Below are 25,995 nucleotides of genomic sequence, written 5' to 3'. Positions count from 1 at the left end.
CCCAATTTATGTGCAACCTGATCATTCATTAAGCGACAACCCTTTGGCACCTGACTGGCGTGAGAGAAATGATTTCGCGTAACTGTTTGAATTTAAATTATTTAATGACCCGCAGGCACGCTGGCATGCAGTGTGCATAGATGGGGCCACAACCGACCAAGCGACATAGAGGCACGCAATGAAAAAGATCGAGGCCATCGTTAAGCCGTTCAAGCTCGATGAAGTCAAAGAGGCGCTCCAGGAGGTCGGGCTGCAAGGTATTACCGTTACCGAAGCAAAGGGCTTTGGCCGCCAGAAGGGCCATACTGAGCTATATCGCGGCGCCGAATATGTCGTCGATTTTCTGCCCAAGGTCAAAGTCGAGGTTGTCTGCCCAGATGATCTGACCGAAAAAGCAATTGAAGCTATTCGTAACGCTGCTCAAACAGGCCGTATTGGCGACGGCAAGATCTTCGTCTACTCAATCGAGCAGGCCATCCGAATCCGTACCGGTGAGTTTGGCGACGACGCCCTATAGGGGAACAGCGCCCAACGAGCCTTACGACCGCACGAACCAACCCACATTCCTAATATACAGGGGAAGAACCCAATGACGACCGGTAGCGATATCCTTAAGCGTATGAAAGACGAGAACATCAAGTATCTCGACCTGCGCTTTACCGACCCGCGCGGCAAGCTCCAGCACGTAACCCTCGACGCAACCATCGTCGATGAGGATCTTTTCGAAGAAGGCACAATGTTTGACGGCTCTTCGATTGGCGGCTGGAAGGCCATCAACGAATCCGACATGGTGCTGATGCCCGATCCGACGGCAACCTATATGGACCCGTTCTTTGGCGCTTCGACCCTGTGTATCGTCTGCGATATTCTCGAGCCCCTCACCTATCAGCCCTACAACCGCGATCCGCGCACGACGGCCAAGAAGGCCGAGGCGTTTGTCACGTCTTCAGGCGTTGGTGATAGCGTCGTCTTCGGTCCCGAGCCCGAATTTTTCATCTTCGATGATGTGAAATATTCCAACACACCCTATAAAGTTGGCTTCTCGGTCGATCACTCCGAACTGCCCAGCAACAATGACGCTGACTATGAAACCGGCAACAACGGTCACCATATCGGCCTCAAGAAGGGTTATTTCCCGGTTCCCCCACTCGATAGCGCACAGGACATGCGTGGCGAAATGCTGGCCGCAATGGCCGACATGGGCGTTGTAGTTGAAAAGCACCACCACGAAGTGGCCTCGGCACAGCACGAACTTGGCATCAAGTTCCAGCCGATGATCAAATCGGCCGACGACGTTCAGGTTTTCAAATACGTTGTCCATCAGGTCGCCAACGCCTACGGTAAAACCGCTACCTTCATGCCAAAGCCGGTATATGGCGACAATGGCTCCGGCATGCACTGCCACCAGTCGATCTGGCGCGATGGCAAGCCTCTGTTTGCCGGCGACCAGTACGCAGGCCTGTCGATGGATGCGCTCTACTATATCGGCGGCATCATCAAGCACGCCAAGGCCATCAACGCCTTCACCAACCCAACCACCAATTCGTACAAGCGTCTGGTTCCGGGATTTGAAGCACCAGTTCTGCTGGCCTATTCAGCCCGCAACCGCTCCGCTTCGTGCCGTATTCCTTTTGGTCAGTCGCCAAAAGCCAAGCGCGTTGAAGTGCGCTTCCCCGATCCCCTGGCAAATCCATATCTGGCCTTTGCAGCTCTGCTGATGGCTGGCTTGGACGGTATCAAGAACAAGATCCATCCTGGCGACCCAATGGACAAGGATCTTTACGAACTGCCCCGCCAGGAACTGATGGCAATCCCGACCGTTTCTGCCTCGCTGCGTGAAGCGCTGGAAAGCCTCGACAAGGACCGTGACTTCCTCAAGGCCGGCGGCGTGTTTGACGACGATCAGATCGATAGCTACATCGAACTGAAGATGGCCGAAGTGATCAAGTTCGAGCACACACCACACCCAGCCGAATACGAAATGTACTATTCGGCCTGATTGGTTGGATATCGAAGAAAGGGGCTTCGCGGCCCCTTTTTTTGTTCTTACTTGGTTTTCATCGGCGTTGCCATCAAGGTCTCAAGCTGCTCTGGCTCATAAGTTCGCGTAAACTGTACCGCAAACCCGACTTCTAGCTGGCGCACCACCCGGCCGATCAACTGGCCAAGCGCCACCGGGGTGCCGCGTGGCAAACGGGTTTCCGCCGATATCGCCGCACCCGAACTCGATATGTCGACCACAAAACAATCCATTTTGGTGCCGTCTTTCAAAACCATGACGGCGCGCGGGTTGCGGGGTAAAATTCTCTTGAACTCACGCAGATCCGGGACGGTGCTCTGAACCCGGCGCTTCTGCCACTCAATTCTGGCGGCTAGTTTTTCCTGCTCGGCTGCGCCCAGCAGCAACTCGAGCGAAAAGCCGGTAGGGACCCGACGGCCCACCGTTGCCCGCAACACACCAAATGGTTCGAAATGGGCCGCCACATTTTCACCGGGCGCCCCCGCCACAGAAGCAATGATGACTGCATTCTTCGGCGTTATCGAGCACAGACGACAAGCATAGACCGGTCGTGGCTCGCCCTCGATCAATTCACGATCCGAGAACGAAAAACATCCAGCAATTGCACCAATATATCGAACATCCAGCGACTGGGACGATGGATTGGAGGGCGTTTCATTTTTTGCCAGTGCAGACATGGGCCCCAAATACTTTTTCAGATCAATGTTACTTCCATTATACGGGCAATCATTTAAGGACCATTACTAATGGCCAAACAGAAAAATTCGTAGTTTAGTTAACACTGTAGCGTGCGCAACGATCAGCAGTTGCGTCCTGTCAAACCGATGATTGTAATGGGTGGGTTTGTTTGAAAAAATGGCGAACAAACCGCTGACCGACGCGCGTCGTCAACCTGCAATTGCAGTTCAAGCCAAATAGAAGAATGCCGCTACAGCGATGGTGACAGCGGGGCGCGAAACATGGAAATGGGCAAGCCGGTACGCAATACTGATAAACCCGGCCTGCTGCCACCCATGAGACGGCGACGCGCTTTCGCGAACGTCTTGATACGCAATACTATTGTTCGCGGCGGCACGCATACGGCAACTCCAAACAAAAACCGTATGCCCATGTATTTAGCAGTCGCCCTTTAAAAAAGTGTCGCCAAGAAACAAACGCTTGGTAAACAGAATGCCCAAGTTGGGACTCTATTGATTTCGGCTGGCCGATCGAAGCCGCGTTCGACCTTCGATCTGGTTGGTGCAGAAGTTGAAATTTAACAGATAAATCCAACCGTCTTTGACCGCACGCACTTGAATTCGCTTGTCGTTGGGCACATTCAGCGCAACGGCGGAATAACCACGCGCTGCAATCTCATCGCGTATTTGCCGATCAGTCAGGCACATCGGTAGCTGCGGCGCGCGATAATCAAAATCGCGCGGATCGCCCAAAAAATCACCATCCAGCATTGGCGGCTGAAACTGAAAGCCAAATGCCGGGCTGCGGGATTGCGCAGCTGTCGGCTGTATCAACAGGGCAATTCCACAAAGTCCGGCGGCAACCGCAGTCAACCGCAGTTTGGATGGCAAGAACCAACGATTGTGCGACATCAGCATATCCCTTCCGTACATACCGCACCAATCAGGTGCATCGGCAATCGCTAGTTACCAAGATTGACTTGAAGACCACAACCGCCATTCCCCTCCGCAAATGCCCGACGCTGGCCATGTTCCCACATTAGCTTTCGCGCCTGAGCGATTTAGGAACGCTAGCACCGCCATCTTGAACAAAACCGCACCAACATGTTCATTTTCGGTTCATGTCGGGGGTGAACGATTTCGTTGGAGAGGCGTTCCGGGAACGTCCAATCCCGCCTTGCGCTACTATATGATAAAAAGCAGGCACCCCGATTCGGTGGCCGCAACACGGATGTTCAATGTCGGAAGTCGAAGACCTTTTTGCAGATAATCCCCAGCGACGCACAACCGCGCCGCAACCAGCGGCGACCAAGCCGGCAGCGCCGTCCGGCGCGCCATCGTCCTATACCGCCGCCGACATCGAAGTTCTCGAAGGTCTCGAACCCGTTCGCCGGCGTCCCGGCATGTATATCGGCGGCACTGACGCCAATGCGCTGCATCATCTTTTTGCCGAAGTCATCGACAATTGCATGGACGAGGCCATTGCCGGTCACGCCAGCCGGATTGAAGTCAATTTTGGCGCCGACGGCTATCTGACCGTAACGGACAATGGTCGCGGTATCCCCGTTGAAAAACATCCAAAATTTCCAACACAGTCAACGCTCGAGATCATAATGACGACGCTCCACGCGGGCGGCAAGTTTGACTCCAAGGCTTATGAAACCTCAGGCGGCTTGCACGGCGTTGGCATCTCTGTGGTCAATGCCCTGTCGGACGACCTCATTATTGAAGTGGCCCGCGACCAGCAATTGTTCCGCCAAATCTATTCGCGTGGCAAGCCAATGTCGGATGTTGAATCTGTCGGACGGGTGAACAATCGGCGCGGCACGACCGTTCGCTTTCATCCCGATGCACAAATATTTGGGGACAGCGCAAAATTCTCGGCCCAGCGTCTTTTCCGCATGACCCGGGCCAAGGCCTATCTGTTTGGCGGCGTGGAACTGCGTTGGTCCTGCGACGAAGAATTGGCGACCGACGAGGTCCCTGCCCGCGCGACTTTCCACTATCCCGATGGTCTGCGCGATTTCATGACGACGCGCATTGAAGGGGAAACCCGGATCGTCGACGAAATTTTCTCGGGGCGAGCAGGCAAACCCGGCACCCAGGGCGCGGTTGAATGGGCAATCGCCTGGTCATTGGGTGATGGCTTTGTTTCTTCATACTGCAATACCGTGCCCACCCCCGATGGCGGAACCCACGAGACAGGTCTACGCGGCGCCCTGCTGCGCGGTTTGAAAAGCTATGCAGAACTGACCAAAAACAAGGCGGCAACAATACTGACCGCCGACGATGTTTTTGCCCATTGCAACGCCATGCTGTCGGTCTTTATCCGCGAGCCTGAATTTGTTGGCCAGACCAAGGACAAGCTGGCGTCCGGCGAAGCAGCGCGCATTGTCGAAAACGCCATGCGCGACGCCTTTGACCATTGGCTCGCCGCCTCACCCAATCAGGCCGGAAAATTGCTCGACTGGGCCGTTGAGCGCGCCGAAGAAAGACTACGCCGCCGTAAGGAAAAAGAAATCGACCGCGCCAGCGCCACCCGCAAGTTACGGCTTCCGGGCAAATTGGCCGACTGCACCCAGGGGGCAGCCCAGGGCGCCGAACTCTTCATCGTCGAAGGCGACAGTGCTGGGGGAAGCGCCAAGCAAGCGCGCGACCGCAAAAGCCAGGCCGTATTGCCGCTACGCGGTAAAATCCTGAACGTCGCAGGCGCATCCCGCGAAAAAATGGCTGCCAACCAACTCATTTCCGACCTCATCCAGGCGCTCGGATGTGGCACGCGTGATCGCTATCGCGAAGATGATCTGCGCTACGACAAGATCATCATCATGACCGATGCCGACGTCGACGGCGCCCACATCGCATCGCTCCTGATCACCTTCTTTTTTCAGGAAATGCCCCAACTCATTGATGGCGGGCATCTGTTCCTCGCAATGCCGCCACTGTATCGATTGAGCCAGGGCGGTAAAACGCTCTATGCCCGCGACGATGCGCACAAGAGCGAGTTGATGGCCACCGAGTTTACCGGCAAGTCCAAGGTTGACATGACTCGGTTCAAGGGCCTCGGCGAAATGCCGTTTGCACACTTGCGCGAAACAACAATGTCAACGCGCTCGCGCACGCTGTTGCAGGTCAAGATCAAAGAGGACCTGGAAGGCACTCGCTCAACTGTTGATCGACTGATGGGCACCAAGCCCGAAGCCCGCTTTGACTTCATTCAGGAAAATGCGGCGTTCGTTACCGACCTTGATATTTGATTTCAACGTGCCATATTAAGGAAGAGGCCCGAATACCGTTGACTCAAAAGGCCTTTGCGTTATGGTCCCGTCGCTGGAGCATTTTCCGGCTTGGCGATCGCGACCATGTATATTTACGCCAGCCCATGCTGACTACGCCCCAGGGCCACTCCAACGATATGCAGTTCCTGCACAAGCGTCCGAATGGCCAATTCCGTGTCACGGATGCGTTTGAGTTGAGCTGCTTGCGCGCCAATCCTTCACCATGAGTGGACTACTAGATTTGACCGATGATTTTACCGGGCTTGGACTTTCACAGAAAGTAACCGATGCGGTTGCCGCTGCGGGATACACCAAACCCACCGATATTCAAGCCCAGGCTATTCCGCACGTTCTGCAAAAACAGGACATTATCGGAATTGCACAAACGGGAACCGGCAAGACCGCTTCGTTTGTCCTACCGATGCTGACCTTGCTTGAAAGCGGCCGCGCCAGGGCGCGGATGCCGCGCACCCTTATTCTTGAGCCAACGCGCGAACTTGCGGCGCAGGTTCATGAGAACTTCGAAAAATACGGCATTAACCACCGCCTTTCCGTGGCGCTGCTGATTGGCGGCGTTTCCTTTGAAGAACAAAACAAAAAACTTGATCGCGGTGCTGATGTGCTCATCGCCACGCCCGGTCGTATGCTCGACCAATTCGAGCGCGGCCGCATTCTGTTGAATGGCGTCGACCTACTGGTAATCGATGAAGCCGACCGCATGCTGGATATGGGCTTTGTGCCCGATATTGAGCGGATCTGCTCACTTCTGCCAGCGCGGCGTCAAACCCTGTTCTTTTCCGCGACCATGCCGCCCGAGATCGAAAAGCTCACCAAGAAATTCCTTCGTGATCCAGTTCGCATTCAGGTTGCCCGGCAAAATTCAACGGCCGAGAACATCGACCAAAAACTGGTACGCGTTGGGTCAAAGCCCGATCAGAAGCGCGAGGCACTACGTCAGCAAATTCGCGCCGCGGATGGCCTGACCAACGCCATCGTTTTTTGCAATCGCAAACGCGATGTAGCCATGGTCGCCAAATCTCTGTCGCGGCACGGTTTTGATGCTGGCGAATTGCACGGGGATATGGACCAGAAGCGCCGCACCGAAACGCTTGATGCCTTCCGCGGTGACCGTCTGACCATCCTGGTGGCGAGTGATGTTGCCGCCCGTGGCCTCGATATTCCAGCCGTCAGCCACGTATACAATTTTGACGTCCCCGTTCATGCCGAAGACTATGTCCATCGCATCGGCCGCACGGGTCGTGCCGGTCGTTCCGGCGTTGCTACCACGCTGGTAGCGCCTGCCGATGGCAAGCACCTTGATTCGATCATCAAGCTCATTCAGCGAGATATTCCCTACGCCGAAAATGATGAGCCCACGGCGCCTGCGGAACGATCAGCTGAGGCCCCCCTACCGAAGAGACCAAGCCCACGCGTCGGCGGCGCGGCGCAACCCGTGGCCGCGGCCAGTCAAATTCCGGTGCGGATGCTAGCCAACAGACCGAGGCCAAGCCGGCCGAGCAGCCAGGGGATACCGAAACCAGCGTTGCAGCGAACACCGAAGCCAAGCCCCCTGCCCGGTCACGTTCACCCCGACGCGAGCAGTCAAAGCGGCCCGAAAAGGAAAGCAACGACAACGGCAACCCATTTGGCAATGACGGCCCAATTCCGGCCTTTTTGCTCCGCACCAGCGCCTGGAGCAATTGACCTGCTTGTTAATTCGGTTGGCGACAGCAACCGTCGTTCATTCGCATCCAATCTAATTGTAAGAGTATTTCATGTTGATGACAGTATAACTATTGCTGGTTGCTGCTTGACACACTTTTGCTAATGCCGCCATTTAGGTAAAATTAAGAACATTCGATTCAAAATGTAGGCTGAACCCAGGATGACGTGATGGGTGTGAGGAAACATTGTCCGAGCAGGAATTCAAACTCGCATTGAGCTACGCAAACGCAGCCATGAAGCTGTTGAAGCGTTGCGAGATTCCGGCCTATCCTCATTTTTACGAGTTACTTTATACCTATGCCACTGGCGTAAACGTGCCCCTGAATGCGCGGATGAATGAATTATTTCGTTCCGGCCAGCCACTGACTACTGACGTCGTGGAGGCGTTGTGCGTCGAATTCTTGAAGTCTTATGACGTCAACGAGCGGATTACCAATGTCTCCGAGCGCATGCACGCACGCATTGAATCAGTAAATGACGCTATCGACACGGCGATGTTGACCGCCGAATCCTATTCGGGCTCCCTGAAGGTGGCCAGCGGTGATCTGGATCGAGGCGTAAGCGCCGATGATCTCAAATCAATGACGCGGCAATTGCTCAGCGAAACGCAGCACATGCAAAAGACCAACAGCAATCTTGAAGATCAGTTGGAAGCGTCGCGCGAAGATATTTCCGCCCTTCAACGCGATCTGGAAGAGGTGCGGCGGGAGTCAATGATCGACTCGCTGACAAAGATCGCCAATCGCAAGAGCTTTGATGAAAGTATCGACAACGCTGTCGAAGATGCTGTCCGCACGGGTGAGCCCCTATGCCTGATTATCGTTGACATTGATCACTTCAAAACTTTCAACGATACCTTTGGACACCAAACAGGCGATCAGGTCTTGCGACTGGTCGCGACCACACTTAAAGCCAATATCAAAGGCCGAGACCTTGCCGCACGCTACGGCGGCGAAGAGTTCATGACCATATTGCCAACGACCGATATTGCTGGGGCAGTGATCGTGGCCGAAAACATCCGCAAAGCTATTCACGCCAAAGAACTGCTGAAACGCTCGACCAACGAGAAGTTGGGACGCATTACAGCATCATTCGGCGTGGCGCAGTTTATGCCTTCAGACACGTCGGCATCGCTGATCGAGCGCGCCGATCGATGCCTTTATGCAGCAAAAAATTCCGGTCGCAATCGCGTTGTAAGCGAACAGGAACTGGCAAAAATCATCGCTGCCTGATCAATTCCCCGGCTTCATTTCGACACCTAGGCCCGCCAGAGTATCCCAATATCCTGGGTAGGTCTTTCCGCTGCATGCGGGGTCAAGGATCGTAATGCCCTCAATCTTCAGCCCTGCCAGCGCAAAGCTCATTGCAATTCGGTGATCGGCATAGGTTTCAATTCGCGTCGGCAACTTCTGGCCTACCAATCCCGGATCGGCTGCTACAATAAGATCATCACCATCTTCTCGGCCAAGACCGGGACGAATTCTGTCCAACTCGCTGGCAACCGCAGCGACCCGATCACATTCCTTGACGCGCAAATTAGCAATATTGACGAAGCGAACAGGGTTGTTGTTGAACGCCGCCAAAACCGCCAGTGTCGGCACGGCATCCTGTATTTGCGAGCCGTCAATGACAGCAGGCATATTGGGGAACAAAGCGATGAACGCCTCGGCCCGCGCGTCTGGCTGGGTAAATTTGTCCGCAGCGATGCCCAGATCAATTTCGCCACCTGTCAGTGCCTGCGCGCCCCACAAATACGTTGCGGCCGAAGCATCGGGCTCGATTGCAAGGTCAGTTGCTCGATAGCCGGTCGGCGCAACGCGCCACGTGCCATCATCAATTTGCTCGATTTCAGCGCCAAAACTGCGCATCGCGGACAATGTGAGATCAATATAGCCACGCGCACCAATATTGCCGCCCGTCAGCGCCACCTCAATGGGCCCGCGTCCCAGAGGCGCAACCATCAATAGAGCCGAAACATATTGACTGGACAACCCGCCATCAATTTCGACGCGTCCTTGGCCAAAATTGCCGCCGCCACGCACCAACACTGGCGGACAGCCTGTTTCTGAACTGATATCAACCCCCAGCGAAGCGATTGCAGAAACCATCGGCGCTATCGGACGCTTGCGCATGTGCTCGTCGCCGTCGATGACCACCTGCCCGTCAATTGTTGCTGCCGCCGCCGTCAAAAACCGCACCGCTGTCCCGGCATTGCCCAAAAACAACGGACCGCTCGGCGCTTGCAATTTCCCAGTCCCAGAGACAACAAAGCTGGTATCGTCAGGCTCGCCGACACGAACGCCCATCTGCCCCAAAGCGGCAGCCATCAGCGCTGTGTCCTTGCTTTTGAGCGCACCCGTCAATCGACTGGTCCCGTCGGCAAGGCTGGCCAATAACAAGGCACGGTTGGTAATGGATTTGGAACCCGGAGGCGCTACGCGCCCCACCAAAGGACGGTTCGGTGGGACGATGGTGAGTGCTGGGGGCAACATATTCATGAACTTAACTCGCAGCACGGCAAAATATGGCCGACTGTTATGACAAGTTTCTGCCTAACGCAACGCCTAGGCGCTGGCGCGAGCCTCTGCAATGGCCTTGAGGTCAGCCGGTTCAAGCTGAACGCTTTCCCCACATCCGCAGGCGCCTGTCTGATTGGGGTTCTTGAAGGTGAACCCCGAGCTCATTTTGGACTCTTCGAAGTCCATGACGGTGCCAAGCAAAAACATCGTCGCCTTGGGCTCCACATAAACGTCTAGCCCCTGGTCTTCGACGTGATCGTCCCCCGCAAGGGCCTCTGTCACATAGTCCAGCGTATAGGCCATGCCAGCACAACCGGCATTGCGCACGCCAACGCGCACGCCGATTACCGGCTTGTCGGAGTCTTCAATAATTTCCCTGATCCGCTCGGCAGCGGCATCACTCAGCGTCATGATCTTGAATGCCATCGCACAACCTCATTCATCGGCCTTTTGCGATATATAGCGACTCTAGCGGCAAATTACCACCAGTTCAGCGCAACTTGAGCCTCTTCGCTCATCCGGCTGGCATCCCACGGCGGATCAAACACCATGCTTACCGTAACGCCCTGAATACCTTCGACCGAAAGGGCCGCATTCTCGACCCAGCCGGGCATTTCGCCGGCAACCGGGCATCCCGGTGCCGTCAACGTCATGTCGATGGCCAGATTGCGATCATCATCCAGATCGACCTTGTAGATCAGCCCAAGCTCGTAAATATCGACAGGAATTTCCGGATCATAGACGGTTTTCAACGCTCCGATCAGATCGTTGGTAATCCGTTCGACCTCATCGGCGGGCAGATTGCCATCATGAGTCGGCAAAACACGATTATCAACGGGCAAAGCCGGAGCGGGTGCGATTTCAGATTCTTCAGTCATGGTAACCCCGCAATCTAGGCGAAAAATTTCTGGGCACGTTCAATGCCCTCAACGAGAGCATCAACATCGTCCTTGCCATTATATAGGGCCAGCGAGGCCCGGCAGGTAGAGGTGACGCCAAATCGCTGCAGTAGTGGCTGCGCGCAATGTGTCCCGGCCCGCACAGCAATGCCGTAGCGATCCAGAATGGTGGATATGTCGTGGGCATGAGCGCCCTTGATTTCAAACGAAAAAATCCCGCCCCTGCCCTCAGCAGTGCCAATAAGGCGCAGGGAGTTTATTTTTTGGAGCTTTTCCATCGCGTAAGAAGCAACATCGGCTTCGTGTGCCGCAATTGCGGTGCGCCCGAGCATTTCCATATAGCCAAGCGCAGCACCCAGTCCAATAGCCTGCACAATGGGTGGCGTTCCCGCCTCAAACCGGTGTGGCGGTTCATTGTAGGTCACATCATCGAGCGTAACCGACTCGATCATTTCGCCGCCACCCTGATAGGGCTGCATTTCCGCCAGAAGATCATATTTGCCATAGAGCACACCGATCCCGGTTGGCCCATAAAGCTTGTGCCCTGTCATCACATAGAAATCCGCGTCGAGCGCCTGAACGTCGACCTCCGTATGAACGGCACCCTGGCTACCGTCCACCAGAACAGGAATGCCGCGCGCATGTGCGATTTCGATGACCTGCCGGATCGGCGTGATCGTACCGGTCACATTCGACATATGCGTGATCGCGACCATTTTGGTCCGTGGCGACAGCGCCGCTTCGAATGCGTCTAGATCAAACCCGCCGTCATCGTGGACGTCTACCCAACGGATCACCGCGCCTTTGCGTTCCCGATGAAAATGCCACGGCACAATGTTGGAATGATGCTCCATGACGGTGGTGACGATCTCATCTCCTTCACCAATGCGCGGCCCGGCAAAGGAAGCCGCAACCAGATTGATCGCTTCGGTGGCAGAACGGGTAAATATGATCTCCTCGAGCCGTGCCGCGTTCAAAAATTTGCGAACAACCTCACGACCGCCCTCATAGGCCTCGGTTGCCCGACTTGCCAACGTGTGCAAACCACGGTGAACATTGGCATATTCGTGGCGGAACGCGTAATCCATGCGATCCAGCACCTGAGCCGGCTTTTGCGCCGAAGCCCCAGAATCGAGATAAACCAGTCGATGTCCGTGAATCTGCTCGGCCAGGATAGGAAAGTCGGCGCGAACTGCTGCGAGATCAAAGCTCATATTGTGTCCTTGCGGCTAAAGCGTCTGCCGCTACTTGCCGCCAACCAGCCAGTCGTCAACGACAGCGGTCAAAGCCTCGTTGAGTTCGGCGTCCTCAATCGGATCCAGCACTTCCTTAAGGAAACCGCGAACCAGCATGGTCTCTGCTTCAGCGCGGGAAATGCCGCGGCTCATCAGATAGAACATGGAATCTGCATCCAACTCGCCGCACGTCGAGCCATGCCCGCACACCACGTCATCGGCATAAATTTCAAGTTCAGGCTTGGAGAGGATTTCCGCCTGATCCGACAACATCAAACCCTGCATCATCATTTTTGCATCGGTCTTCTGAGCGTCCCGCGCAACCACGATTTTGCCCTGGAACACAGCCTTTGATCGCCCTCGCCCTACCTGCTTGAACACTTCCTGGCTGGTCGTATTTGGCACGGCGTGATTGACGTCGAGTGTGAAATCAAGATGTTGACCGTCATCAACCAGGTTCAATCCGGCAATGTCAGCATGCGCGCCCTCACCCGCAAATTTTGCGAATATCTGGGTGCGTGCCAGCGCTGAACCGGCATGGATCGCCAAAGTGCGCAACTTGGCTCCCTCGGCCAGCACATACTCGTTGGTGGCAAAGTGCGTTACTCCATCACTGGATAGGTCCACCGTAATATGGGTAACCTGCGCATTGCGGCCAACGGCAATATAGCTGGCGTTATTGGTCAGGTGCGCTTCGTCGGATCCAGAATAGGTCTCCAAAATTGTCGCTGAACTATCGTCCGCCACAAAGATGCGTGCCGAACTGGCGGAATGCGCTGCGGTCCCTTCGGTACGCCGATCAATCTGGATGATCGGATCGACCGTGCCTTCGAGCGTCAGGCTCAGGCTCTTTTTTGCAAATGCGGTATTGAGCCGAACCAGCACATCATCGTGGACGCTCAGCGCCGCACCGTCAGATGAACCGACGATCACGCCCGCTGGCGCGGTGGCACTGGCCTGCGGCTCGCCATTGGCAATCAGCAACCGATAAGCGCCAGCCAGACGCAAAGCGGGGGCACTGGCCGTATTGGCCGCCCCAACCAGAGGTGGGACCGATTTCAGCAACATTTTGAGGTCGGTGTAGTGATAGCTTTCGACCCGCCGTGTCGGCAGACCCGTCACGCTGAGGCGCTCGGCTTGCGCGCTGTCACCAGCTCCCGTCAATTGTGCAATCAATGTTTCTTCGGCTGCGTTCAGCCGCACTGGCATTTTTGGCTTCAACATTATGCGGGCTCGCTGTCAAAATCGGCATAACCCTTGGCCTCAAGCTGCAGCGCCAGCGACTTGTCGCCGCTTTCCACAATTCGACCGTCCGAGAAAACATGCACAACATCGGGAACAATGTGATTGAGCAGGCGCTGATAGTGGGTGATCACCAGCATGGAGCGCTGCTCTGAGCGCAAGGCATTGACGCCCTTTGAAACAACCTGCAGCGCGTCTATGTCCAGACCGCTGTCGGTTTCGTCAAGGATGCACATTTTTGGCGCCAGCAGCGCCATCTGCAGAACTTCGGCGCGCTTCTTCTCGCCGCCCGAAAATCCAACGTTGAGCGGGCGCTTCAGCATGCTTGCGTCGATATTGAGCGAGGCCCCGGCCTCTTTGACCGCGCGCATGAAGTCGGGCGTTGATATTTCCCCTTCGCCGCGAGACTTGCGCTGCGCATTCATCGCAGCTTTCAAAAACGTCATCGTGGCAACGCCAGGAATTTCGATTGGATACTGGAAGGCCAGAAACAAGCCGGCAGCGGCGCGCTCATTGGGCTCCATGCCAAGCAAGTCCACGCCATCGAGCAGCACTTCGCCTTCGGTTATTTCATAATCTTCCTTGCCCGCCAGCACGTAGCTCAGCGTCGACTTGCCCGAACCATTACGGCCCATGACCGCGTGCAATTCACCGGCTGGGATCGCCAAATTGACGCCCTTGAGAATTTCACGGTCTTCGATCCGCGCATGCAGGTTGCGGATTTCGAGAATTGGATTGGTCATTGATTGTCTCCAAAAAGGGAGCGGGGTCGCCAACGGCGCCACCCGCAATTAAAAAGTAGTCAGCCGACGCTGCCTTCGAGCGAAATGGCAATCAGCTTCTGCGATTCGACCATGAATTCCATGGGGAGGTGCTGAAGCACATCCCGCACAAAACCATTGACGATAAGCGCAACCGCCTCTTCCTCGTTCAGACCGCGCTGCTGACAGTAGAACATCTGATCGTCGGAAATTTTCGACGTCGTGGCCTCGTGTTCAAACACCGCAGTAGCGTTCCGGCTTTCGATATAAGGCACCGTGTGAGCCCCACACTTGTCGCCGATCAGCAGCGAGTCGCACTGCGTGAAATTGCGTGCCCCTTTTGCCTTGGCATGTGCCGAAACCTGCCCACGATAGGTATTGTCCGAAAAGCCTGCGGCAATGCCCTTGGCGATGATCTTGCTGGAGGTGTTCTTGCCCAGATGGATCATTTTGGTGCCGCTATCGACCTGCTGATAGCCGTTGGAAATCGCGATTGAATAAAATTCACCGCGCGAATTGTCGCCCCGCAGGATGCAGCTTGGATATTTCCAGGTGATAGCCGATCCGGTTTCCACCTGGGTCCAGCTGATCTTGGAACCGTTGCCACGGCAATCGCCGCGCTTGGTGACGAAATTATAGATGCCACCCTTGCCGTCTTTGTCGCCCGGATACCAGTTCTGAACTGTGGAATATTTGATCTCGGCATTCTCAAGCGCCACGAGCTCAACGACAGCCGCGTGCAACTGGCTTTCATCGCGCATTGGTGCCGTGCAGCCCTCAAGATAACTCACATAGCTATCGTCTTCGGCGATGATCAGCGTGCGTTCAAACTGGCCGGTCTTTTTTTCATTGATCCGGAAATAGGTCGACAGCTCCATCGGGCAGCGCACGCCCTTTGGGATGTAAACAAATGAGCCGTCCGTAAAAACGGCACTATTGAGTGTCGCATAATAATTGTCGGTGACCGGCACAACCGAACCCAGATACTTCTGGACCAGTTCGGCATGCTCGCGAATGGCTTCCGAGATCGAGCAGAAAATGATGCCGACCTTGGCCAGTTCTTCTCTGAACGTCGTGACGACGGAAACCGAATCCATCACCGCATCTACCGCTACGTTGGGCCGCTCGACCCCGGCAAGGATTTCGCGTTCTTTCAGCGGAATGCCCAGTTTGTCGTACATAGCCAGCAATTCTGGATCGACTTCATCCAGGCTCGTCGGTGCCGGCGTCGACTTGGGCGCGGCATAAAAGTACATGTCCTGAAAGTCGAGCTGCGGATAATGCACTTTTGCCCAGGCGGGTTCGTCCATCGTCAGCCAGCGCCGGTAAGCGTCCAGACGCCAATCCAGCATCCACTGCGGCTCGTTCTTCTTGGCGGAAATGAACCGGACGATATCTTCGGACAGCCCTTGGGGTGCCATATCGGATTCGATATCGGTCGAAAATCCATACTTGTACTTGTCGACGTCAAGCGAAAGCACCTGATCAACGGTTTCCCGATCAATATTTTCCTTGAGCGTCGGAATATCGAGCGCAGACATCATCACTTCTCCTATGACCACCGGCGTTTCAAGGACGCCTTAGGTTGTAAATCACTTGCTTGGCGGCCTATGCCGCCCGACTGCGCTGACGCGTCAGCACTGTTTCAAATCCCGCCAGAAAGGCAGCAACGTCATCGGACGTCGAATTCCAGCCCAGACTGACCCGGAGGGCACAGTCTGCAATTTCAGGTTCAATGCCCATCGCCGACAGCACATGGCTGCGGCCTACCTTGCCTGAAGAACAGGCCGAGCCTGATGACACCGAAAGGCCCAACAAATCCAGTCCCATCATCGCCACCGCGCTACTCATTCCCGGCACCGAAAAATTGACGACATTGCCAATCCGTTCGGCATTGGCCCCAAATATAATCAGGTCCGAAGCCAATCGCTTTAGACCGTTTTCAAGTTCCTGAACCAGCGTCTTCGGCTCAGCAGCTTGATAATACTCACCAAAAGCGGCGGCCGCCGCGCCAAACCCGGCGATGACAGCGGCAGATTGGGTGCCGCCTCGGCGTCCCTGCTCCTGTCCGCCGCCCGGAATGAGGCGCACCTGATCGGCGTGACTTTTCATCAACAGGGCACCAACACCAGCCGTCGCGCCGATCTTGTGACCGCTGATAGCCATCATATCGGATGCGTTGGCAGAAAATTCCAGATCCAGCTTGCCAAGTGCTTGAACCGCATCGACAAAAAGATAATGAGGCGACGCGCCAACCAAGGCATTGATGGCTGCCATCGGCTGGACAACACCGGTCTCATTGTTGACCCAGTGGACCGCGACGAGAACCGTTTCGCCAGCCGCTTCGGCGCGGCGCAAGGCGTCAGCAAGCTCACCGACACGGATCACACCGTCCCCATCAAGACCAATCTTGTGAATTGGCAATCGGCTAGCATCCGCAGCACTCATGCTGGCAGAATGTTCACCGTGAGACATAATGATGCGCTGAACGGGCAATGCCGTCGCGCCACCAACAATCGCCTGCGTGATCGCCTCGCTGGCCGAGCCGGTAAAGACCAATTGCGTCCGCTCGGCTCCGACTAAACCTGCAACCTGATCGCGGGAATTTTCTATCAAATTATACAATTTGCGCCCATGGGCATGAACCGAAGATGGATTGCCCGTCAACTCCAGCGCAGCAATCAACGCGGCCCGCACTTCTGGCAAAAGCGGCGCGGCAGCGTTGTGATCAAGATAGATCGCCAATTTGGCCATTTTTTGGCACCCATGACGCCCATGCGCCGTTCAAAATAGCCCCTACAACGCCATCGCGCCGACCTCGGGACAAACACTTCTTGAATTCCGAGGCCCACTTTCATTACAAGGGGCGCACTTAATCAGCCGCCTGGCGGCCTGAAAACCTGTTTCGAATAATTCTAAACTGGTTTTTCGACCCATGTTTTAGGCAGCGGAGTTCGCTTAGTCAAGCCGCTTCGCCTGTCTTTTGGGCCGTCATAACCACACCAACAGAGCCACATCGGCCCCGGAAGAAACACATGCCAGAAGTCATTTTCAACGGCCCCGAGGGGCGTCTTGAAGGTCGCTACCAGCCCGGAAAGGAGCCAAACGCTCCCGTCGCCATCGTGCTGCATCCCCATCCTGAATTTGGCGGCACGATGAACAATCAGATTGTCTATAATCTGTTCTATATGTTCGTCGAACGCGGTTTCTCGGTTCTGCGCTTCAATTCGCGCGGTGTTGGGCGCTCGCAGGGCTTGTTCGACCATGGCGTTGGTGAACTGTCCGACGCGGCGGCGGCGCTTGATTGGCTGCAGGCGATCAATCGCGAAAGCCGCGGCTGCTGGATCGCCGGTTTTTCGTTCGGCGCCTGGATCGGCATGCAGTTGCTGATGCGCCGTCCTGAGGTGGAAGGCTTCATTTCTGTGGCGCCACCGGAAAACCTCTACGACTTCTCGTTCCTCGCCCCCTGCCCGTCTTCCGGCCTGATTATCCATGGCGACAAGGATCGCGTTGCCCCGCCAACGTCAGTACAAAAGCTTGTGGACAAGCTGATGACGCAAAAGGGCATCACCATCGAGCAGCAGATTGTTGACGGCGCCAACCATTTCTTTGAAGGCAAGATCGACGAATTGACTGAACGCAGCGCCGAATATCTGGACCGCCGCCGTCAGGAAATCGCCGAGGGCAAGGGCCGCTAGGCCGCGCCCACTTCAGAATACCAAATTTCGAGGGCTTCCATGTCCGAATTCAAATCCGAATTCATGCGCACCATGTTTGAGCGCGGCTTTATCCATCAGACATCGGATAATACCGGGCTCGATGAGCTTTTCAGCACAGAAATGGTGACGGCCTATATCGGCTTTGATCCGACCGCTTCCAGCCTGCACGTTGGCAGCTTGATCCAGATCATGATGCTACATTGGCTACAAAAAGCCGGTCACCGCCCCGTGGCCCTTATGGGCGGCGGCACCGGTATGGTGGGCGACCCTTCGTTCAAGGACGAAGCGCGCAAACTCATGACCACCGACACCATTCAATCCAATATCGACGGCATCAAGCAGGTGTTCGCCAACTATCTGGATTTTGGCGAGGGCTCCAAAGATGCCCTGATGCTTAACAATGCTGAATGGCTACTGCCGCTCAATTACCTCGAATTTCTGCGCGATTACGGCCAGCATTTTTCGGTGAATCGCATGCTGGCCTTTGACTCGGTCAAACAACGCCTTGATCGCGAGCAATCGCTGTCCTTCCTCGAATTCAACTACATGATCCTGCAGGCCTACGATTTCGTGGAGCTGAACAGGCGCTACGGCGTTCGCCTGCAAATGGGGGGGTCGGACCAATGGGGCAACATCATCAATGGCATTGATCTCGGACACCGCACGGGTACCCCGCAGCTTTACGCGTTGACCACACCCCTGCTGACGACGGCGTCTGGCGCAAAGATGGGCAAATCGCTCAACGGCGCCATCTGGCTGAACAAGGATTTGCTTTCCGCGTATGATTTCTGGCAGTTCTGGCGCAATGTCGATGACGCCGACGTCAATCGCTTCCTCAAGCTCTATACGACCTTACCGCTTGACGAGATTGATCGCGTCGCAAACGGCGACATCAACGAAGCCAAGAAGCGACTGGCAACCGAAGTCACGGCCATGCTGCATGGCCGCTCGGCCGCAGAAGAAGCGGCTGATACAGCGCGCTCGACTTTTGAAACCGGTGCACTGGACCTGTCGCTGCACACCGTCACCCTCAATCATGCCGAACTGGCCAACGGCATCGGCATTCAGGCCGCTCTGGTGCTTGCCGGCCTCGCCAACTCAAACGGTGAGGCGCGGCGACACGTCAAATCCGGCGCTGTGCGGGTCAATGACGCCCTGATCGAAGACGAACGCCTCAACCTTGGCGACAACGCCTTGTTGCCCGAAGGCGTCTTAAAACTATCTGTCGGCAAAAAACGTCACGCGCTTCTAAAACCCGTGTGATCGCCGCCCATTCGGCAGCCACGCGCTATTCCTCAGCGCGCGGCTGTTCTTTTGCCCGGAACTCAAACAGTTCCCGGAACGCGCCCGGTACTAGCGCTGACAGCGGATTGATCCTGAATTTCGGATTGTCCAGCGGTCCCGTGACCGCGAACGTAACCCCCACCAGCCCCTCACCCTCACGGCCGCCCAGCAAGGGGCCGATCAATGGAATTTTCTGAAAGGCGCTATTGAGGCCGAACAGGGGTACATAAGTGCCGGTCAGGTCGTACTGGCGCTGATCGGTATAGATAAAACCCCGCGCCGTCCCACCCACAGTTGCGCCACTCAGGATGGCTTCGCTCACCTCCACCCGGTCTGAACGGCGAACGAATTTGACCTCGCCACTATTGAAATCCAACCGGTTCTGCTTGCTGATCGCCGTCCGAGAATCCTGATGGTTGCCCAAAATCTGGGCGACGTTGGCCTCGTCAACGATAGCAAAATTGCGCATCTGCAATTCGCCCGCCTGCACCTTCTGGTCGGTTATGGTGTTGAGCACCAGGCTTCCCTCCCCACCGGCAAGCTGAGAATATACACCCAGCAGGCGCAGGATCGTCCCGGCATCATTGAAGGCCACCAGCATGGTGCGACCCTCGGGCGTCGGGTTTGTCGTAATCGAAACAGCGTTGTTCTCGCCAAATTGCGCCGTCAGACTGGCACGCCGCAGGTCCGAACCGCGCAACAGCATATTGGCACTGAGATTAAAGGCGGTGGTCGCATATGAACCCAAGGCCCGGTCGAGCTTGATATCCAGCGCCAGCGTTTGCGTAAACTGAGTAGCCTCAACGCCCCCCGTGCCTTCCCCCAGACCGAAAAAGCGCTGCAACATCGGCTTCAGATCCAGCTGTGCACCCCGAATGCGCACCTCATATCCGCCGGTGGTGGGCGAGAGCGAAACTTGCGCACTATCGCCCGCACTCAGTGCAAACTGAGTGAAATCGGCCGATTCCAGCCCTTTCTTGGCGTCATACCTCAAGCTGCCCGCAAGGTGGGTCTGATCGAAAGCCAAATCGACGTCACTCAACTCTGTCACGTCCCCGTCCATCTTAACGACGGCACGAAGCATGCCTGCCACACCAACGGCCTTGTTGATCGCCAGATCCTTGATCGTCAGGGCCGAATTCGTCAGATCGACCGCGACCTGAATAGTGCCGTCGGGCATGGGTTGGGCCACCCAGCGCGCCTGACCCGAAATATATTCAGATCCGTCAAACCCGAACGCGGCCAGATCCTTTGTGTCGATCACCGAGGACAATTTGAACCGAGGATCTGAATCGGGCGTGCCATCGACCGATATTTCAGCGTTCATCCCATCGACATCGGCAGTACCCGCCATCTGGTAGCCATTCTGGGAGGCGCTGAACCTGATCTGGCCGTTGCCGATCTTGCGTCCCTGAATGGGCTCGGAACTGGCGAAATTATCGACCGAACCATTGAGCACATAATCAATTTTCATCGGTGCGCCGGTGGTTTCATTCGCCAGCTTTATGGTCGTCACCATGCCCACATCCACCGATCCGGCCAATGACTTGAGATCGAGTGGCAGCGCTAGAGCATCGAGCGTTTCGGGTTGTTGCTCGCGCGCCAGCGCCACCAGCGCCGGAATGGTAGCGTCGATATCGCCTGAAACTTCGACAACGCTTTCGTTGGGGTTGGAATTGTCCATGATCAGGGCGGCATTGCCCACCTTGATTGGTCCGTTCTCCGTCTGCAGCGACCCACCATCTGCCGATATGGTGACGTCGGAATCACGCACCTGCAATCGGGTCTTTCCCTCGATGGCAATCGCATCCATCGCGGGCGTTGGTTTGACGGAAACCCCGGTCCCAACCATGTCGATGGTCATAGAATCCTTGGGGATCGGCTTTTCTTCGCCATCAAGACCCAGTGTGCCGACGGGAAAATTGAATTTTAGCGTCGCACTGTCGACCATCCCCTGCGGCACATTGGCGACGAACCAGTTGCGGCTGTCGCTGCCGGTCAGCGATGGCCAGATCCTTTTCAAATCGTCAGCGCCAACATTTTCGCCCGCAATTGTAAGTTGAAGGCCTAGCCCTGCCCGCAACATATCGACGCGCCCCGTGGTTTCAATCCGCGCATCATCCTTGACCGCCAGCAACCGGTCGATGCCGATCGCGCCATAAAGCGGCGCAGACCAGCCAGAAAAATCAACGGATGTGAAGGGCTCTTCAGGCGCAGGCAGGTCGGGCGGCTGGATGGCCACGTTGCTGGCGTGCAGTGCGATGCCCAACGTCGGTCCAAATGACTTGTCCAGCCCCATGACGAACACGCCCGAAAGTCGGGCGCGGCTTTCACCAACCTGTAGCGTTGATTCGCCCAACGTGAAGCGCGCATCCTTTGGCGACCAGTCAATGTCAAGGATCGAGCTGGCAATGGGAAAACTATCGTCCTTGATCCACAAATCCAGGCCCGTCAAATCGACCTTGAACTGCCCGCTTTCCGGCTTTCCCGATCCTGGTGCAAAACGGACATCCACCGACAATGCGCCAGCGCCGCGCACCGCCAGCAGGCTCTCAGGATCGTCTAGAAAGGGAAGCACCGAGGAAAAATCAATATTTGTAACATCAGCTTCAAGCCGCGCACCACCGTCGGGATCCAGACTGCGCTCAAGCGAGCCAAACATGGTCCGTCCGCCCAGCGTTGCGGCAAAACTGCCGGTCGCGCTTCCAGTTGCGGTTCCCGGGGCAATGTTCAGCGAGACTTTTTCCATGCGCCTGAACAGGCCATAGACCGAATCCGTTGTATCAACGATCCCATCGCGAACCACCAGTTTCGAAAAACGTCCGTGGGTCGCCTGTTCAACAATCTGGGCAACGCCCTGCTCCATCGCCTCCAGATTATAGATCAGCCAGTCATTGTCCGAGCGCAGTTTGGAGCCGGGCGACACCGGCGTCTGCCCGCTGACATCAATGCCATCAGTGGATATGTCAAACGAAGGAAATGTATCCGCACCTTCGAGCACCCGCACGGTCGGCGGCCCGCCATCTGGATCATCAACCACATCGAAGCTGGAAACGCGCGGGCCCAGGAGATCCTGTACGATTTGAACATGGGGCGCCACGACGGTGATAGTCGCGCCGGGCTGGCCAAATAGTGCCCGAACCGGTGAAAAGCCGACTTCCAGCGCACCGATATTTACCCGCGCACCGGATTTGGCATCGGTCAGCAACACCGGGCTAAACCGGACGACTGGCCAAACGCCGGATTCCAGCGCCAACGCCATGTCACCCAACTCAAGCGTGCTGCTCGGCGGCAGTGCCGAAGCAACAATCGCTTGCACCGCATTGCTGCCGAATGGCAATTTGATCGGCGTGATCAACATGACAGCATAAAGCAGGAGCGATAAAAGCGCAGGCAGACCCAGCACCCACGCGACAATTCGGGCGGCGCGCGGCAGCGGCGGCATGCGTCGCTTTATCAGGCGTGGCGATGGCGATTCCATGGCCTTTGGCTGGCTATTCACTGGCGGCCAGATAGGGGAATTGCAGCGATAGTTGTCCCCTCCTGTCTGGTCCTGCCAACCTTGGGCTCAGCCAGATCAGCCAAATTGAGTTATGCCAAATTGCTGCCAAATGCGGCACTGTCTACTGACAAGATTGTGGAATCACTGCCACTTCGCTCGTCTTGGCCAATCATACCGGCTGGAATATGGCGATACACGGTGAAAACACTGTTACCACAGCTAAGGAAGCAACGATGCAAACACTGACAGTTGGCACGGCAGCGCCAGACTTTTCATTGCCAACGGATCAAGGCACCCAATTCCAGCTATCCGGACATCGTGGGCAAGCCGTCGTTCTGTTCTTCTACCCGCAGGACGACACCGAAGGCTGTACAATTGAGAACCTCGACTTTTCTGCGCTGGCCCCGGAATTTGAACAGCTTGGGGCAATACTCCTCGGCATATCGCCGGACGATATTGCCAGCCATTGCGCCTTTCGTGACAAGTACAAACTGAGCGTTGCCCTTGCCGCTGATCCAGAGCACCAGGCCATCGGCCCTTACGATATTTGGCGGCTGAAAAAGAACTATGGTCGCGAATATATGGGCGTGGTGCGCACGAGCGTGATCGTTGCGCCGGATGGCACCATCGCCGACATCATCGCGGCACCCCGGATCAAGGGCCATGCGGGAAAGGTTCTTGCCCGACTGGCGGAGTTAAATCGCCAATGGCCGGCAGGCTGAATTGGCTGGTTTACCTGCTTGTTAACCATACACAGTTACCCTTACCAAAATATAGCGAGCGTTCGGGGTCAGTTGTATGCGTCAGCAGAGTGGGTTTGCCCGCGGTGGAGATAAAAGCGCCGCAAAGTCGGCGTCGACACGAAAATCTGGCATTCACCCGGCCCTGTTTTATTCCATGTTTACCGTGCTTCTGGCCGGCAACGCCTTGCTGGGTACCGCCTTTCTGTTTGCGCCAGATATTGCGGCGATTGCCAATGGTCAGAACGATCAGATCGTCAATGCCTACGAAGAGCGGATCGACCAGCTTCGCATCGAAGTAGATCGGCTCAATTCGCGCAGCTACGCGCAGGCTGGCGATCTGAACCTGCAGCTTCAGGAAGTATCCCAGCAGCAGGAAGTCTTGCTCGAGCAGCAGCAATTGGTGAAGGTTCTTGTCGGCAAAGCCGAGGCCTTGGGAATCGACGCCGTTCCGCCGCCGGAAAATCAGAAGGCGGCCATCGATGACAGCGACGAAGTCGCCCCGGTGGTTACCGGCAACGCGAAAATTGACGAGACGGCCCGCTCAGTCTCGCAAATGATGCACGAAACCCGCTATGCCATGAGCGCGATTTCTCAGTCCGCGACGGAAAAAACCACAGGTATCGTAAGCGAACTCAACAAGATCGGCATCAAGATCAACATGCCGGACGATGACGAACTGGGCGTCGGTGGTCCGTTCTTGCCAGCGGTACCGGGCGCGCAAAGCGGTTCCATTGTTGATGACGCAAATTCGACGATGGCGGCGCTGGTACGCTACAAGACAGCGCGCAATGCCATTGGCGACGCCCCCGTGCACATGCCGCTAAACGGTGCATTTCGGCGCAGTTCCGGCTTTGGCAACCGAACCGACCCGTTTTCCGGCAAGGGCGCCTTCCATTCGGGATTGGATTTTGCCGCGGCAACCGGCACCATTGTCTATAGTGCAGGCGCTGGCACCGTCACCTATGTCGGTCGAAAATCAGGCTACGGCAATGTCGTTGAGGTGACCCATCCTAGCGGCCTCATAACTCGATATGGCCACCTGTCTGCCTTCCTTTCGAAAAAGGTCAGGCGGTGAGCGCCGACACCCCCATTGCGAAGGTCGGCTCAACTGGACGCTCGACCGGGCCACACCTGCATTTTGAAGTGCGGCGCAACGGTCAGGCCGTCAATCCCCTCAACTATCTCAACGCCGGCAAGCGCCTGCAACAGCTGCTCGGCTAGTCGCCGTCAGTATCGGTTGCGACGCCAACACGCTCGGCAAGCGCTGCTTCCATGAACTGGTCGATGTCACCATCAAGCACCAGCGCCGGTTGGCCGCTTTCCACGCTTGTGCGCAGGTCCTTGACCATCTGATAGGGCTGCAGGACATAGGAGCGGATCTGGTGGCCCCAACCGATGTCGGTCTTGCTGGCCGCCTGGGCATTGGCGGCCTCTTCGCGCTTTTGCATTTCCGCCTCATACATCCGCGCCTTCAGCATCGCCATGGCGGTCGCCCGGTTCTTGTGCTGGCTGCGCTCGGCTTGACAGGCCACGATAATTCCCGTCGGCACGTGGGTAATTCGGATGGCGGAATCGGTCGTATTGACGTGCTGCCCACCCGCACCCGAAGCCCGATAGGTGTCCACCTTGAGATCGGATTCATTGATCTCGATGTTGATGCTATCGTCGACAACCGGATAGACCCAGACGCTGGAAAAGCTGGTGTGGCGCCGCGCTGCCGAATCATAGGGGCTGATCCGCACAAGCCGATGCACACCGCTTTCGGTCTTGAGCCAGCCATAGGCGTTGTGCCCTTTGATCTGGATCGTGGCTGACTTGATGCCTGCCTCTTCGCCATCGTGCATTTCGATGGTCTCGACCTTCATCTTGCGGCGTTCAGCCCAGCGGGTGTACATGCGCAAAAGCATGTTGGCCCAGTCCTGACTTTCGGTGCCGCCTGCGCCAGAATGGATTTCCAGATAGCAATCATTGCTGTCGACTTCACCCGAAAGCAGCGTTTCGATCTGACGCCGGCGGGCCATCGATTGCAGGTCGAACAGCGCAGTTTCAGCTTCGACAACAATTTCATCGTCGCCCTCGGCCTCGCCAAGTTCGATCAATTCGACATTGTCAGAAATGCCGCTTTCAAGCTCGTGGACCGATTTAACTGCTACATCGAGATCATCGCGCTCACGCATCGCAGCGCGCGCCTTTTCCGGGTCGTTCCAGAAATCGGGAGATTCAGTTTGCGCGTTCAGCGCGTCGAGGCGAAGTTGTGCTGTATCCCAGTCAAAGATGCCTCCTCAGCAGGGTCAACACCTGCTCAATTCCGGCCACGGCCTTTTCAACTTCCGTACGCATCACAGGTTCCTTTGTTCGTGGCGTTCGTGTAGCCGAGCCCGCAGCGGCGAT

The 25,995-nt window shown here is 56.2% G+C and carries 20 protein-coding genes and 1 pseudogene; 9 read left to right on the top strand and 12 right to left on the bottom strand.

The window, feature by feature from the left end:
- Nucleotides 1-178 precede the first annotated feature (178 nt).
- Both PSQ90_RS15720 and glnA read left to right on the top strand, forming a co-directional pair.
- On the top strand, nt 179-517 hold the full coding sequence (locus PSQ90_RS15720; protein ID WP_282211203.1) for a P-II family nitrogen regulator: 339 nt from the start codon (nt 179-181) through the stop codon (nt 515-517).
- A gap of 72 nt (nt 518-589) precedes the next feature.
- The gene (glnA, locus tag PSQ90_RS15715) at nt 590-1,999 is read left to right on the top strand and encodes a type I glutamate--ammonia ligase (protein WP_282211202.1); all 1,410 of its coding nucleotides are present in this window, start codon (nt 590-592) and stop codon (nt 1,997-1,999) included.
- Nucleotides 2,000-2,046: 47 nt separating this feature from the next.
- Here the strand turns inward: glnA and PSQ90_RS15710 are convergent, their stop codons facing one another.
- Entirely contained in the window at nt 2,047-2,697 is a 651-nt protein-coding gene (locus PSQ90_RS15710) for a PilZ domain-containing protein (protein WP_282211201.1), read from the bottom strand.
- 510 nt (nt 2,698-3,207) lie between these two features.
- Nucleotides 3,208-3,609, bottom strand: a complete 402-nt coding sequence (locus PSQ90_RS15705) for a hypothetical protein (protein WP_282211200.1) — start codon at nt 3,607-3,609, stop codon at nt 3,208-3,210.
- A gap of 326 nt (nt 3,610-3,935) precedes the next feature.
- Between PSQ90_RS15705 and parE the strand changes: the two genes are divergently transcribed.
- The 3 genes from parE to PSQ90_RS15690 all read left to right on the top strand — a co-directional run bounded on the left by parE (nt 3,936) and on the right by PSQ90_RS15690 (nt 8,932).
- Nucleotides 3,936-5,954 carry a DNA topoisomerase IV subunit B gene (gene parE / locus PSQ90_RS15700; protein ID WP_282211199.1) on the top strand — a complete coding sequence of 673 codons (2,019 nt, stop codon included), beginning with the start codon at nt 3,936-3,938 and terminating at the stop codon, nt 5,952-5,954.
- A gap of 244 nt (nt 5,955-6,198) precedes the next feature.
- On the top strand, nt 6,199-7,803 hold the full coding sequence (locus tag PSQ90_RS15695) for a DEAD/DEAH box helicase (RefSeq protein ID WP_282211198.1): 1,605 nt from the start codon (nt 6,199-6,201) through the stop codon (nt 7,801-7,803).
- An 82-nt stretch (nt 7,804-7,885) separates the two neighbouring features.
- On the top strand, nt 7,886-8,932 hold the full coding sequence (locus tag PSQ90_RS15690) for a GGDEF domain-containing protein (protein ID WP_282211197.1): 1,047 nt from the start codon (nt 7,886-7,888) through the stop codon (nt 8,930-8,932).
- On the opposite strand, the gene PSQ90_RS15685 is transcribed toward PSQ90_RS15690, so the two are convergent.
- The 8 genes from PSQ90_RS15685 to PSQ90_RS15650 all read right to left on the bottom strand — a co-directional run bounded on the left by PSQ90_RS15685 (nt 8,933) and on the right by PSQ90_RS15650 (nt 17,110).
- Nucleotides 8,933-10,192 (bottom strand): 3-phosphoshikimate 1-carboxyvinyltransferase, encoded by a 1,260-nt coding sequence (locus PSQ90_RS15685; protein WP_282213093.1) that lies wholly within the window; start codon nt 10,190-10,192, stop codon nt 8,933-8,935. It abuts the gene before it with no gap.
- 72 nt (nt 10,193-10,264) lie between these two features.
- Complete coding sequence (locus tag PSQ90_RS15680; RefSeq protein ID WP_282211196.1) at nt 10,265-10,645, bottom strand: HesB/IscA family protein; 381 nt, start codon at nt 10,643-10,645, stop codon at nt 10,265-10,267.
- Nucleotides 10,646-10,698: 53 nt separating this feature from the next.
- Nucleotides 10,699-11,097 carry an SUF system Fe-S cluster assembly protein gene (locus PSQ90_RS15675; protein ID WP_282211195.1) on the bottom strand — a complete coding sequence of 133 codons (399 nt, stop codon included), beginning with the start codon at nt 11,095-11,097 and terminating at the stop codon, nt 10,699-10,701.
- Nucleotides 11,098-11,111: 14 nt separating this feature from the next.
- On the bottom strand, nt 11,112-12,332 hold the full coding sequence (locus tag PSQ90_RS15670; RefSeq protein ID WP_282211194.1) for a cysteine desulfurase: 1,221 nt from the start codon (nt 12,330-12,332) through the stop codon (nt 11,112-11,114).
- Between the two features lie 30 nt (nt 12,333-12,362).
- Complete coding sequence (gene sufD / locus PSQ90_RS15665) at nt 12,363-13,577, bottom strand: Fe-S cluster assembly protein SufD (RefSeq protein ID WP_282211193.1); 1,215 nt, start codon at nt 13,575-13,577, stop codon at nt 12,363-12,365.
- On the bottom strand, nt 13,577-14,338 hold the full coding sequence (sufC, locus tag PSQ90_RS15660) for a Fe-S cluster assembly ATPase SufC (RefSeq protein ID WP_282211192.1): 762 nt from the start codon (nt 14,336-14,338) through the stop codon (nt 13,577-13,579). Before sufC ends, sufD begins: the two co-directional genes overlap by 1 nt.
- Nucleotides 14,339-14,397: 59 nt before the next feature.
- Complete coding sequence (sufB, locus tag PSQ90_RS15655) at nt 14,398-15,897, bottom strand: Fe-S cluster assembly protein SufB (protein ID WP_282213092.1); 1,500 nt, start codon at nt 15,895-15,897, stop codon at nt 14,398-14,400.
- Between the two features lie 67 nt (nt 15,898-15,964).
- Nucleotides 15,965-17,110: a cysteine desulfurase family protein gene (locus PSQ90_RS15650; RefSeq protein ID WP_282211191.1), complete on the bottom strand. Its 1,146-nt coding sequence runs from the start codon at nt 17,108-17,110 to the stop codon at nt 15,965-15,967.
- 281 nt (nt 17,111-17,391) lie between these two features.
- Here PSQ90_RS15650 and PSQ90_RS15645 point away from each other — a divergent pair, with 281 nt between their 5' ends.
- Nucleotides 17,392-18,054 (top strand): alpha/beta hydrolase, encoded by a 663-nt coding sequence (locus PSQ90_RS15645; protein ID WP_282211190.1) that lies wholly within the window; start codon nt 17,392-17,394, stop codon nt 18,052-18,054.
- Nucleotides 18,055-18,093: 39 nt separating this feature from the next.
- Nucleotides 18,094-19,338 (top strand): tyrosine--tRNA ligase, encoded by a 1,245-nt coding sequence (tyrS, locus tag PSQ90_RS15640; RefSeq protein ID WP_282211189.1) that lies wholly within the window; start codon nt 18,094-18,096, stop codon nt 19,336-19,338.
- A 25-nt stretch (nt 19,339-19,363) separates the two neighbouring features.
- Here tyrS and PSQ90_RS15635 read toward each other — a convergent pair whose 3' ends face one another.
- Nucleotides 19,364-22,840: an AsmA-like C-terminal domain-containing protein gene (locus PSQ90_RS15635; protein WP_282211188.1), complete on the bottom strand. Its 3,477-nt coding sequence runs from the start codon at nt 22,838-22,840 to the stop codon at nt 19,364-19,366.
- Nucleotides 22,841-23,094: 254 nt separating this feature from the next.
- Between PSQ90_RS15635 and PSQ90_RS15630 the strand changes: the two genes are divergently transcribed.
- Together PSQ90_RS15630 and PSQ90_RS15625 are read left to right on the top strand one after the other, a co-directional pair.
- Nucleotides 23,095-23,583, top strand: a complete 489-nt coding sequence (locus tag PSQ90_RS15630) for a peroxiredoxin (protein ID WP_282211187.1) — start codon at nt 23,095-23,097, stop codon at nt 23,581-23,583.
- A gap of 76 nt (nt 23,584-23,659) precedes the next feature.
- Nucleotides 23,660-24,825, top strand: a pseudogene (locus PSQ90_RS15625) (M23 family metallopeptidase).
- Here PSQ90_RS15625 and prfB read toward each other — a convergent pair.
- A protein-coding gene (prfB, locus tag PSQ90_RS15615) for a peptide chain release factor 2 (RefSeq protein WP_282211184.1) occupies nt 24,822-25,944 on the bottom strand; the annotation gives its coding sequence in 2 pieces (ribosomal slippage) (nt 24,822-25,874 and nt 25,876-25,944; 1,122 coding nt in all). The pseudogene PSQ90_RS15625 and the gene prfB sit on opposite strands and share 4 nt — an antisense overlap.
- Nucleotides 25,945-25,995 lie beyond the last annotated feature (51 nt).

Origin of the sequence: Devosia rhodophyticola, assembly GCF_028816475.1 — a bacterium.
GTDB classification, from domain to species: domain Bacteria; phylum Pseudomonadota; class Alphaproteobacteria; order Rhizobiales; family Devosiaceae; genus Devosia; species Devosia rhodophyticola.
The sequence above is the reverse complement of the archived record's forward strand: the minus strand, read 5'-3'. Positions and strand labels throughout refer to the sequence as shown.

What these genes read in the sequence shown, in the direction of transcription:
- PSQ90_RS15720 (WP_282211203.1), top strand. Translation starts at nt 179, where the DNA reads ATGAAAAAGATCGAGGCCATCGTTAAGCCGTTCAAGCTCGATGAAGTC.
- glnA (WP_282211202.1), top strand. Translation starts at nt 590, where the DNA reads ATGACGACCGGTAGCGATATCCTTAAGCGTATGAAAGACGAGAACATC.
- PSQ90_RS15710 (WP_282211201.1), bottom strand. Translation starts at nt 2,697, where the DNA reads ATGTCTGCACTGGCAAAAAATGAAACGCCCTCCAATCCATCGTCCCAG.
- PSQ90_RS15705 (WP_282211200.1), bottom strand. Translation starts at nt 3,609, where the DNA reads ATGTCGCACAATCGTTGGTTCTTGCCATCCAAACTGCGGTTGACTGCG.
- parE (WP_282211199.1), top strand. Translation starts at nt 3,936, where the DNA reads ATGTCGGAAGTCGAAGACCTTTTTGCAGATAATCCCCAGCGACGCACA.
- PSQ90_RS15695 (WP_282211198.1), top strand. Translation starts at nt 6,199, where the DNA reads ATGAGTGGACTACTAGATTTGACCGATGATTTTACCGGGCTTGGACTT.
- PSQ90_RS15685 (WP_282213093.1), bottom strand. Translation starts at nt 10,192, where the DNA reads ATGTTGCCCCCAGCACTCACCATCGTCCCACCGAACCGTCCTTTGGTG.
- PSQ90_RS15680 (WP_282211196.1), bottom strand. Translation starts at nt 10,645, where the DNA reads ATGGCATTCAAGATCATGACGCTGAGTGATGCCGCTGCCGAGCGGATC.
- PSQ90_RS15675 (WP_282211195.1), bottom strand. Translation starts at nt 11,097, where the DNA reads ATGACTGAAGAATCTGAAATCGCACCCGCTCCGGCTTTGCCCGTTGAT.
- PSQ90_RS15670 (WP_282211194.1), bottom strand. Translation starts at nt 12,332, where the DNA reads ATGAGCTTTGATCTCGCAGCAGTTCGCGCCGACTTTCCTATCCTGGCC.
- sufD (WP_282211193.1), bottom strand. Translation starts at nt 13,577, where the DNA reads ATGTTGAAGCCAAAAATGCCAGTGCGGCTGAACGCAGCCGAAGAAACA.
- sufC (WP_282211192.1), bottom strand. Translation starts at nt 14,338, where the DNA reads ATGACCAATCCAATTCTCGAAATCCGCAACCTGCATGCGCGGATCGAA.
- sufB (WP_282213092.1), bottom strand. Translation starts at nt 15,897, where the DNA reads ATGTCTGCGCTCGATATTCCGACGCTCAAGGAAAATATTGATCGGGAA.
- PSQ90_RS15650 (WP_282211191.1), bottom strand. Translation starts at nt 17,110, where the DNA reads ATGGCCAAATTGGCGATCTATCTTGATCACAACGCTGCCGCGCCGCTT.
- PSQ90_RS15645 (WP_282211190.1), top strand. Translation starts at nt 17,392, where the DNA reads ATGCCAGAAGTCATTTTCAACGGCCCCGAGGGGCGTCTTGAAGGTCGC.
- tyrS (WP_282211189.1), top strand. Translation starts at nt 18,094, where the DNA reads ATGTCCGAATTCAAATCCGAATTCATGCGCACCATGTTTGAGCGCGGC.
- PSQ90_RS15635 (WP_282211188.1), bottom strand. Translation starts at nt 22,840, where the DNA reads ATGGAATCGCCATCGCCACGCCTGATAAAGCGACGCATGCCGCCGCTG.
- PSQ90_RS15630 (WP_282211187.1), top strand. Translation starts at nt 23,095, where the DNA reads ATGCAAACACTGACAGTTGGCACGGCAGCGCCAGACTTTTCATTGCCA.